Source organism: Skermanella sp., from assembly GCF_059503625.1.
On sequence record NZ_JCACHA010000962.1, the window covers coordinates 1 to 6,664 of the forward strand.

The window sequence follows — 6,664 nt, forward strand, 5'->3', positions numbered from 1 at the left end:
GGCGGTTCAGCCTGATCAACAGCGGCGCCTTCGCGGGCAAAAGCACGTCGCCTGTATGGTTGCAATGGGCGGAGATCTATACACTTATAGCAAACTGGACAGAGGTCCCACACGCTGAACAGGCGGCGCTGAACGCGGCTATCTGGACTCACTCACCTGACAGTGAAATCGCGCTTTTGCCGGCGGTCTGCAATTGGATATGCTCGTTAGCCCGCCCCCTGTGGGATCAGGATCGTGGATTACTTGTGGAGCCATGCCTTCGGCACGCGCCGTTAGGTGTCGTTCATTTAGCTGGATTGACTAGACTTGTTACATTGAAGTCCCTGAGCGGCGATGAGATTCAAAGCAGCTTGCGGTTTTCCGATATTGCGCGTCTCCGTGGCACTGCGACTGGCCAATTGGCAGCAATCGCCCCTGTTGGTTGCTAACCTCCTGATTACAAATAGTAATTTTGCTTGCAAGGCGAACTGTATGCGATCAAACTTACGCTAAAGAGTTAGCCGGGAGCCGCCACAGTTTGCAACCGCGGAGGAGATCTGCATGGCAAGTCTGAGTCTTCAGTTGCGTGACTATCGCCTGACCGTCGCCGAGATCCTGTACCACATGCCCGACCATCCGGGCCTGCTGCAGAGCTTCGTCTGGCAGGAAATGGACATAGCGCCCCGCTATCCGGTGCTCCGCAAGTTCCTGACGTTCTGGGAACGCGAGCTGGACGGCAAGCTCCACTCGGTCAAGATCGCCTCCAATCCCCTGATCACCCCCGCCGCGTACAGATTCGTCGGCGCCGAACTTCGCCTGCAATAGCCGAATGCGCCAAAGGGGCTGGCCCGGCCGCCGGCCCCTTGACGCCTTAATCCGGATAGCCCGGGACGGCGCATAGGGGATTATGGCCGGAATCTCCGAAAGACCATGCCGCCACGCGGGGTCGGCATTGACAGCGGCGCACGGGCGCAGCACCCTCCGCAGACCATGTTGAGAATTCACGGCACCTGCGTCGCGCTGTCCGGTCTCGGCGTTCTGCTGCAGGGTCCTTCAGGAAGCGGCAAATCGGATCTGGCGCTTCGCCTGATCGACGGCGGAGCGAAACTCGTTTCCGACGATCAGGTCGAACTGACCCTGGACGCAGCCGGCCGGGTGATGGCCCGCGCGCCCAAAGCCCTGGCCGGCCTGCTGGAGGTCCGCGGCATCGGCATCCTGAGGATGAACGCGGTGCGGACCGCTCCGGTCGGCCTCGTCGCCGACCTGACGCCGGAAGAACAGGTCGAGCGGCTGCCCGAGGTGGAAAACTGCGTGCTGCTGGACCGGCCCATCCGCCGGGTGGCGCTCGCCCCCTTCAACGACTCCACGCCCGCGAAATTGCGGCTGGCGGCATCGATGCTGTCGGCGGGTTCGCTGGTGCCGGTTCCGGATCCATCATGATGACGACAGACAGCGCTGGCGATATCCCGGAAGGCGCATCCACCGGGGACGACGCCGCAACGGACGGCGCGACCGATCGCCTCATCGGCCCGCCGCGCAGGCGCCCGGTCGTCGTCGTGACCGGCATGTCGGGCGCCGGCCTTTCGACCGCCCTGAAATGCCTGGAAGACCTCGGCTACGAAGCGGTCGACAATCTGCCGATGAACATGGTCGACGCCCTGGTCGAGCAGGGGGACCTTGCGTCCCGGCCCATCGCGATCACGGTCGACGCGCGGACGCGCCATTTCAGCTCCGACGCCCTCTCCGCCCATATCGCCCGGCTGGCCGCCCGCTCCGACCTGGCGGTCCGGCTCGTCTTCCTGGAATGCGCCGACGAGATCCTTCAGCGCCGCTATACCGAGACGCGCCGCCGCCACCCGCTGGCGGTGGACCGGCCGGTCGCCGACGGCATCCTGCGGGAGCGCACGCTGCTGGCCGCCCTCAAGGACCGCGCAGACGTCACCATCGACACCTCCCTGCTGTCGATCCACGACCTCCGCCGCATCCTCGCCGGCCACTTCAAGCTCAGCGCCGAACCGACGCTTCATGTCTTCGTCACGTCTTTTTCCTTCCGCCAGGGCGTCCCGCGCGAGGCGGACCTTGTATTCGATGTGCGATTCTTAACTAATCCGCATTACGATCCGCGTTTGCGGCCGATGACCGGCCTGGACGAACCGGTCGCGGCGCGGGTAGCGGAGGACCCCGACTACGAGGACTTCATACGGCATCTGACTTCCCTGTTGCGGCCGCTGCTGCCGCGCTACAACCAGGAAGGCAAAAGCTATCTCACGATCGCGATCGGCTGCACGGGAGGCCGTCACCGGTCCGTGTTCGTGGCGGAAACCCTGGCCCGATGGCTCGGAGGACAGGGGTACAAGGTTGGGTTGACGCATCGTGATCTGGACCGGTCGTCCCGGACGGGAAGTCACGCACAGGAATGGCGCCCGCCAGAGCCGGCGGGCACTTGAAGAAGCCGGCGCTCAGATCGGTTGATAGAAGGAAATTCGATGATCGGAATGGTTCTGGTAACCCACGGGCGTCTCGCGACCGAGTTCGTCGCGGCACTCGAGCACGTAGTGGGCGAGCAGGAGCAGGTCGCCTCGGTCTGCATCGGACCGGACGACGACATGGAGCAGCGCCGTCTCGACATCCTCAACAGCGTCGCCGAGGTCGATGACGGCAGCGGCGTGGTGCTGCTGACCGACATGTTCGGCGGAACGCCCAGCAACCTCGCCATCAGCATCATGGACAAGGCCAAGGTCGAGGTGATCGCGGGCGTCAACCTACCCATGCTGATCAAGCTCGCCAGCGTCCGCCAGACCGAAAAGCTGGCCAACGCCGTGCTGGCGGCGCGCGATGCCGGGCAGAAATACATCAACGTCGCATCCACCCTGCTGTCCGAGTCCTGATCGATGACTGGCGCCACCAACGACAACGCTTCCGGCGGCGCTGCGCCCGAAGCCAGCGACACCGTCACCATCTGCAACCAGCGCGGGCTGCACGCGCGGGCCGCCGCCAAGTTCGTGAAGCTGGTCGCCAAGTTCGACGCGGAGGTCGAGGTCGAGCGGAACGACATGGTGGTGTCCGGTCAGTCGATCATGGGACTGATGATGCTCGCGGCCAGCCAAGGCTGCAACGTAAAATTGCGGGCCAAGGGCAAGGAAGCTGTCCTGGTCATCGCCGCTCTCGTGGATCTCGTCGGGCGCAAGTTCGATGAAGACTGATCATAATCCACCGCGGCCGCCGGCGCCCCCAGGGTTGCCGGCGCCTGAACGGATGCTGCGGGGATTGGGCGTTTCGGCCGGAATAGCGGTCGGGCCGGCCTATGTGGTCGAAACCGGCAATTTTCAGGTGCCGGAATACGAGATCGCGGAGGATCAGGTCGAAGCCGAGCGGCTCCGGTTCGTCAATGCCGCCGCCAAGGCCTGCCGCCAGATCCACAAGCTGAAGGACAAGGCGTCTCTGCTGCCGGAGTCGGCGGCGGAAGACGTCGGTTTCCTGCTGGATGCCCATCTGGCCATGCTGTCCGGCTCCCGGCTGACGCGCGGGGTGGAGCGGCGGATCGTCACGGACAGGATCAACGCCGAAGGCGCCGTCCAGGCGGAAATCACGGCGCTGGCCCACAGCTTCGCCGAGATGAACGACACCTATATCGCCGCCCGGATCGGCGACGTGAGGGAAGTCGGCAGCCGGCTGATCCGCGTCCTGATGCAGCGCAAGTTCCAGGCCTTCTCGCAGGTTCCCGACGGCAGCATCATCATCGCGGAAGAGCTAACGCCCGCCGATACGGCGCTGCTGGAACCGGGCCGCATCGGCGGTTTCGCGACCACCCTGGGCGGCGCCGAGGGCCACACCGCCATCATGGCGCGCTCTCTGGGCCTGCCGGCCGTGCTCGGCGTCGCCGGGCTGATCCCCGGAGTCAAGACCGGCGACCGGGTCGTGGTGGACGGCATCACGGGCCGGGTCTTCATCAACCCGACCTCCGCGACGCTGACCGGTTTCCAGTCCCGCCAGCAGGACCTGGCGCGCGAACGCGAGTCGCTGAAGCGGCTGCGCGACCTGCCGACTGTGACCCGCGACGGCACGTCGATCATCCTCAACGCCAATATCGAACTGCCGCGCGACGTCGAAGGGGCCATGGCCGCCGGGGCCGCCGGAGTCGGACTGCTGCGCACCGAGTTCCTGTACATGAACCGGGACGACCTGCCGGACGAGGAGGAGCAGTACGAAAGCCTGAAGAACATCGTCGAGGGCATGCAGGGCCGTACCGTCACCGCCCGCACGCTGGATGTCGGCGGCGAGAAGCTGGCGACCTCGCTCGGCGGCCATTTCGCGGAATGCGCCAACCCGGCGCTGGGATTGCGCGCGATCCGGCTGTCGCTGCGCGAGCCGAAGCTGCTGGAAACGCAGCTGGCCGCGATGCTGAGGGCCGGCGCCCATGGCCCGCTCCGCATCCTGCTGCCGATGATCTGCACCGTATCGGAGGTCCGGAAGGTCCGCGATATCCTGACGCGGGTCGCCCATAAGCTGAAGCGGCGCGGCGTCCGGATCGCCGATCCTCTGCCCCCGCTGGGCGTGATGATCGAGATCCCAGGTGCTGCCCTGTCGGCGGACGCCCTGGCGACGGCTTGCGATTTCTTCGCGATCGGCACCAACGACCTGACGCAGTACACGCTGGCAATCGACCGGGGCGACGAGCAGGTCGCCCATCTGTACGATCCGCTGCACCCCGCCGTGCTGCGGCTGATCCAGTTCTCGACGGAGGCGGCGCTGCGTGCCCGCATCCCCGTCAGCGTCTGCGGCGAGATCGCAGGGGATCCCCGGTACGCGGCACTCCTGCTGGGCTTCGGCATCCGGGAACTGTCGATGTCGCCGGCATCGCTGCTGATGGTCAAGCGGCGCATCCGCAACCTCGATCTGGTCGAGGCGACACGGCGCGCCCGGGTCATCATGGAACAGAGCGACGGCGGCCGCATCGCGATCCTGCTGGACGATTTCAACGCTCTTGCCTGAGTCGGGAACCGGAACCGGGCTCAGCCCGGTTCGACCGCCTGCGGCTCGCCGCCGATCCGCCGCGTCAGGCGAAACAGCACGGCGATCAGCACCAGTGTCAGCATGCCGGCGAGCGCCAGCCCGGTCTGCTCCACCCGGTCGGAAAGCCTGACGCCCAGCAAGCCCAGGAAAACCATGTCGGCGGCAAAAGCCAGACCGAGCAGGAGCTGGAGAACCGTACCGGTATTCCTGGTGCGGGCCGATGTCGGCCTTGTCTGGGTCATATGGTTGCGCCCCGATGATCGTCGTCTCTTCCGATACCGCAGTGCAGCAACACAAATCTACCGTAAAATCAAATCGAATTCTTTCCGCATGCGGAACGTCAGGTGCTTTTGGCCGACGGCAGCCCAATGCGGCGCGCCGCCGCAGCTTCATGCAACGAACCTCCACCTGATTGTTGCATACATAAAGATATCTTTATGCTTGCCTGTTTGGCCGACTCTTGATAAACCCTGCCCAGTCATTCGAACACAGATTTTCGCAGGAGTTTTCCAGATGGCCGTCGCCAGTGGTTTCACTGATTACAAGGTCAAGGACATCGAGCTCGCCGGCTGGGGCCGCAAGGAGATCGCCATTGCCGAGACCGAGATGCCCGGTCTGATGGCCCTTCGCGAAGAGTTCGGCGCCAGCCAGCCGCTCAAGGGCGCCCGCATCGTCGGCTGCCTGCACATGACGATCCAGACCGCCGTCCTGATCGAGACGCTGACCCATCTGGGCGCCACCGTCCGCTGGTCGTCGTGCAACATCTTCTCGACCCAGGATCAGGCGGCAGCCGCCGTCGCCGCCGCCGGCATCCCGGTCTTCGCCTGGAAGGGCGAGACGGAGGAAGAGTTCTGGTGGTGCATCGAGCAGTCGCTGCGCGGCCCGGACGGCTGGACCCCGAACATGATCCTGGACGATGGCGGCGACGTCACCCAGATCATGCACGAGAAGTATCCGGAGATGCTGAACGACGTGCGCGGTCTTTCGGAAGAGACCACGACCGGCGTCCACCGCCTGTATGAGATGGTCAAGGCCGGCACCCTCAAGGTCCCAGCGATCAACGTCAACGACAGCGTCACCAAGTCGAAGTTCGACAACCTGTACGGCTGCCGCGAGAGTCTGGTCGACGGCATCAAGCGCGCCACCGACGTCATGATGGCCGGCAAGGTCGCCGTGGTCGCCGGCTATGGCGACGTGGGCAAGGGTTCCGCCGCTTCGCTGCGCAGCCAGGGTGCCCGCGTCCTCGTGACCGAGATCGATCCGATCAACGCCCTCCAGGCTGCGATGGAAGGCTATCAGGTCACCACGATGGACGACGCCGCTTCGGTCGGCGACATCTTCGTGACGGCCACCGGCAACGTCGATGTGATCACCCAGGATCACATGCGCCAGATGAAGGACCGCGCCATCGTCTGCAACATCGGCCACTTCGACAGCGAGATCCAGATCGACAGCCTGCGCAACTACGCGTGGGAAGAGGTCAAGCCGCAGGTCGACGAGGTCGTGTTCCCCGACGGCAAGCGTCTGATCGTGCTGGCCAAGGGCCGTCTGGTGAACCTCGGCTGCGCCACCGGCCACCCCAGCTTCGTGATGTCCGCCAGCTTATCGTAAGAGGTTCTTGTAGTGATAGAGTTTTGTATGTTGTTTTGATATTTGGTGTGGAAGTTTTATT

The 6,664-nt window shown here is 64.5% G+C and carries 7 protein-coding genes and 1 pseudogene; 7 read left to right on the plus strand and 1 reads right to left on the minus strand.

What is annotated here, in order from left to right; translation table 11 throughout:
- Nucleotides 1-540 precede the first annotated feature (540 nt).
- From AC5JJ6_RS35335 to ptsP, 6 genes are all read left to right on the plus strand, one after another.
- Nucleotides 541-804 carry an usg protein gene (locus AC5JJ6_RS35335; RefSeq protein ID WP_496046525.1) on the plus strand — a complete coding sequence of 88 codons (264 nt, stop codon included), beginning with the start codon at nucleotides 541-543 and terminating at the stop codon, nucleotides 802-804.
- A 105-nt stretch (nucleotides 805-909) separates the two neighbouring features.
- Complete coding sequence (locus AC5JJ6_RS35340) at nucleotides 910-1,419, plus strand: HPr kinase/phosphorylase (RefSeq protein WP_496046526.1); 510 nt, start codon at nucleotides 910-912, stop codon at nucleotides 1,417-1,419.
- Complete coding sequence (rapZ, locus tag AC5JJ6_RS35345; protein ID WP_496046527.1) at nucleotides 1,419-2,426, plus strand: RNase adapter RapZ; 1,008 nt, start codon at nucleotides 1,419-1,421, stop codon at nucleotides 2,424-2,426. The genes AC5JJ6_RS35340 and rapZ overlap by 1 nt, the downstream gene beginning before the upstream one ends.
- A gap of 39 nt (nucleotides 2,427-2,465) precedes the next feature.
- Nucleotides 2,466-2,867, plus strand: coding sequence for a PTS sugar transporter subunit IIA (locus AC5JJ6_RS35350; RefSeq protein ID WP_044425351.1), 402 nt, complete (start codon nucleotides 2,466-2,468; stop codon nucleotides 2,865-2,867).
- 3 nt (nucleotides 2,868-2,870) lie between these two features.
- Nucleotides 2,871-3,182 (plus strand): HPr family phosphocarrier protein, encoded by a 312-nt coding sequence (locus AC5JJ6_RS35355; protein ID WP_496046528.1) that lies wholly within the window; start codon nucleotides 2,871-2,873, stop codon nucleotides 3,180-3,182.
- Complete coding sequence (gene ptsP / locus AC5JJ6_RS35360; protein ID WP_496046529.1) at nucleotides 3,172-4,971, plus strand: phosphoenolpyruvate--protein phosphotransferase; 1,800 nt, start codon at nucleotides 3,172-3,174, stop codon at nucleotides 4,969-4,971. Before AC5JJ6_RS35355 ends, ptsP begins: the two co-directional genes overlap by 11 nt.
- A 20-nt stretch (nucleotides 4,972-4,991) precedes the next feature.
- Here the strand turns inward: ptsP and AC5JJ6_RS35365 are convergent, their stop codons facing one another.
- Nucleotides 4,992-5,234: a hypothetical protein gene (locus AC5JJ6_RS35365; RefSeq protein ID WP_496046530.1), complete on the minus strand. Its 243-nt coding sequence runs from the start codon at nucleotides 5,232-5,234 to the stop codon at nucleotides 4,992-4,994.
- A gap of 271 nt (nucleotides 5,235-5,505) precedes the next feature.
- On the opposite strand from AC5JJ6_RS35365, the pseudogene ahcY reads away from it, so the two are divergent.
- Nucleotides 5,506-6,600: pseudogene (ahcY, locus tag AC5JJ6_RS35370) on the plus strand (adenosylhomocysteinase); the annotation flags it as partial.
- Nucleotides 6,601-6,664 lie beyond the last annotated feature (64 nt).